General features: G+C 58.6%; 4 protein-coding genes and 1 pseudogene. 1 reads left to right on the top strand and 4 read right to left on the bottom strand.

Features of this window, described 5'->3' with window-relative positions; all coding sequences use genetic code 11:
• The first annotated feature begins 1,281 nt into the window (after positions 1-1,281).
• A complete protein-coding gene (locus AWB67_RS35720) occupies positions 1,282-1,626 on the top strand; it encodes an HPF/RaiA family ribosome-associated protein (protein WP_087660599.1) in 345 nt (114 codons plus the stop codon).
• Positions 1,627-1,862: 236 nt separating this feature from the next.
• On the opposite strand, the gene AWB67_RS43820 is transcribed toward AWB67_RS35720, so the two are convergent.
• From AWB67_RS43820 to AWB67_RS35710, 4 genes and pseudogenes are all read right to left on the bottom strand, one after another.
• Complete coding sequence (locus AWB67_RS43820) at positions 1,863-2,120, bottom strand: ATP-binding cassette domain-containing protein (protein WP_445344253.1); 258 nt, start codon at positions 2,118-2,120, stop codon at positions 1,863-1,865.
• Between the two features lie 45 nt (positions 2,121-2,165).
• On the bottom strand, positions 2,166-2,327 hold the full coding sequence (locus tag AWB67_RS43815) for a hypothetical protein (RefSeq protein WP_445344252.1): 162 nt from the start codon (positions 2,325-2,327) through the stop codon (positions 2,166-2,168).
• Positions 2,328-2,360: 33 nt separating this feature from the next.
• Complete coding sequence (locus tag AWB67_RS43810; protein WP_445344251.1) at positions 2,361-2,552, bottom strand: ATP-binding cassette domain-containing protein; 192 nt, start codon at positions 2,550-2,552, stop codon at positions 2,361-2,363.
• Positions 2,546-2,745, bottom strand: a pseudogene (locus AWB67_RS35710) (ABC transporter permease); the annotation flags it as partial. The gene AWB67_RS43810 and the pseudogene AWB67_RS35710, both read right to left, overlap by 7 nt.
• Positions 2,746-3,100: the final 355 nt, after the last annotated feature.

The raw sequence follows: 3,100 nt of genomic DNA, 5'->3' as shown, positions 1-3,100 counted from the left end.
CTAGGCGGCTATATGGCTCGAGCCAATGATCCGCCTCCTGGAAACATCGTGATCTGGCGAGGTTTGCGAAGACTCATCGATATTCAACTCGGCTTTGAACTCGCCAAAAATTGTGGGTAATCGAAAGTTCGACGACCGCGTGCACGGCGCCAGCATAGATCGCGCCATCATTGCCGTTCGAGGGTCAGTTGCTCACCCTCACGCATCACTGCGTCTCCGATCTGCAGGGCTCGTGCTGCCTCGTCGACTTGATCGCAGTATTGCAGCCAGTGATCGTAGCGGGGACCCGTACAGGGTTGTCTCCAACCCTGGTGGAAAGTTACTGGAGACGTACGGTGCAATCACCGCAGACAGGCCCAGCGCTGCGCTCGTCCACTTTTATAAGAGCTATCGGGCCGGGGTGCGCGCAAAAATCGCCGCGTGGCATCTGCGGGAGGAGGCATTCCGTGATTCTCCGAATGCTCAGGGTGGCGGCTGTCGATCGCATTCTTCTCAGATTCAAGCTGCGTATGCCGTTGCATGGAGCGGCACCCGGCCAACATGCGACATTCAGGCCGTCTGTGCTATTTGTCGACAATCGAAAGCTTTCTATGCTATGCCGCGCATGACGGCTGCGAACAGAGTAATTCGTATCGGTCGATTGGTCGATTCCCGTGCCGGGGACCGCGCGCAGAATGCAGTCTTCGCATTGCGCATGCAGGCGATCAATCGGCGTTCTTCCAGACGACGTAATACACGACCGCAAGCGCGACTACAGCGACCAATGTAACGAAGGCGCATCCGAGCGCAAGCAATCTGACCATCATCGTCTCCTGGGAGCATTTGTTGCAGCCTGCAACGGTGTTATCGGCCCACATGTTCGCAAAAAGAGCCGGACGAGCCGGTCGAACACGCCACTCTCCGGCTCTCTCCATTCCGTACCTACCTTATCCCGCAGTCTTGCGACCTCCATTGCGCTGGGTCAAGAAATGTGGCATCGGCGATGCTTTGTAATGTGCCGATTAGCATGGATGCGAAGGCCCAGGCCTTGATTACATCAGTCGCGCATCTGCCACGCTTGCTCACCAGCATCGGCAGCCATCCAGAAACATCTCCCCGCAAATTTTCAATCTGAACTACACCCTCTCGGGTAGATCAGCTAACCGCGTGCTTGCGGACACCTTTTTCGCTGTCGATGTGCCTGCAGTTCCATGACACATGTCAAAGCCGCGCACGTTGGGGGGCTGTACCGTGTGGAATACCACGTTCCGTTGGCCCCACCCTGAATTATCGAGCAAAATAATGAAACGACCGTTGGAAGTATTCTTTCAAGGCATCCCGCATTCGGATGCAATCGAGGCATCAATCAAACGCCACGCGACCAAGCTCGACGGGTTCTGCTCCGACATCATGCGCTGCCGCGTCAGCGTAATGCTCAACGAAAAGCATAGAAATCAAGGCAAGCTGTTCAATGTCCGTGTCGACACAACCATTCCCGGACATGAACTGGTGTCCAACAGGGAGCACGACGAGGATGTGTACGTTGCAATCCGGGACGCATTCAAGGATGCAACTCGCATGCTCGAAGATGCGGTACGAAAGCGACGAGGTCAGATCAAGCAGCATGAGGCACGTATCCCGGAGTAGTCGTGCATCTTGACGGGGAACAGGGATATGGTCTGATCATCAAGCCGCTGCCGGTACTGGAGAGAGTCGCGACCGTGAAGATGCCGATCAACACGTGATGCGCTCGCGTTTCGATCTCAGGGCCCTCGCGCGGTTGCGGCATCGCGGCCAGTGGAGCTTTGCCACGGGGCCGCGAAAGTATTCGCCGATCCATCGATCGTCGCAGTTCGGGACTCCCAGGAGCGGTCCCACGGCAATCACGCGCTGCTGTGACAGCATGGCGACACGGTCGCAGATCGCGCATAGCGTACGAGATCGTGCGTGACGTGATAGACCGTGAGCCCGAGCGCGTCGCGCAACGTATGGATCAACTGATCGAAGGCGGATGCGCTGACTGGGTCGAGCCCCGAAGTCGGCTCGTCAAGAAACAGGATCTCCGGATCGAGGGCGAGCGCGCGGGCCAGCGCGACGCGGTTGATCATGCCACCGGAAAGTGGCGCCGGCGCCTTGGCCATCGCGTTGGGTGGCCGGCCGACCAGCGCGAGCTTGACGCGGGCAAGTCATTCGGCGGCAGAGCATGCAAGCGCGGTAGGTTCGATCAGCGGCAGCGCCCCGTTGTCCAGCACGCTGAGCGACGAGAACAGCGCGCCGCGCTGGAAGAGAATGCCCATGCGCTCTTCGGCGCGCATGCGTTCGTCCGGTCGGAGTTCGGCGAGGTTCAAGCCAAACACGCGGATAGAGCCGGCGCCGAACTTTCATAGCCCAACGATCGATCGCAGCAGCACCGACTTGCCGCTGCCCGAACCGCCCACCACGCCGAGGATTTCGCCGTGCATGACGTCGAGGTTCAGGTGTTTGTGTACGATCTGCGTACCGAAACAGTCTGATAGATCGTGCACTTCGACGACCGACTCGTGACGCTCGTTCTGGTGGTAGTGGTTCACCATCCCATCTCCAGGAAAAAGAGGGCGGCAATGGCATCGAGCAGAATCACGACAAAGATCGATTGCACGAAGCTCGAAGTCGTATGCTCGCCAACCGACTGCGCGCTGCCCTCCACGCGGAGGCCTTCGAGGCAGCCGATGCACGCGATCAGGAACGCGAACACGGGCGGTTGCTCATCCCGATGAAAAAGTGCCGTTTCGGTCGCGCCAAGAAACGTGAACCGCGCCATGTTTCGAGTGTTTTTCGACGTGAGCACCAGGGTGAGCACGCATTGACGCAGTCGCAATTGACCGAATCAGTCACATCGATCGGAACGCGCCGCATTCGTTTGATCTGAGTCAGGCGCCGCGCCATGCGCGAGCGTTATGCTGCGCGAACTGAATCTGCGCTACGCGCCTGGAGGGTGAGCCATGGAACCAAACAAGAACACGGCGCCGAAAGCTGGTGGCTTCAGGCGCATCGTTCTTTGCGTGGATTCTTCGGAAGCGTCCCGATGCGCCGCCAAGTTCGCGGGGCTTTTTGCGCAGGCCGGTACCGAACTCACGATTGC

This window comes from Caballeronia terrestris, from assembly GCF_001544515.1.
GTDB lineage: Bacteria > Pseudomonadota > Gammaproteobacteria > Burkholderiales > Burkholderiaceae > Caballeronia > Caballeronia terrestris.
This window is presented reverse-complemented; position numbering and strand designations above follow the sequence as displayed.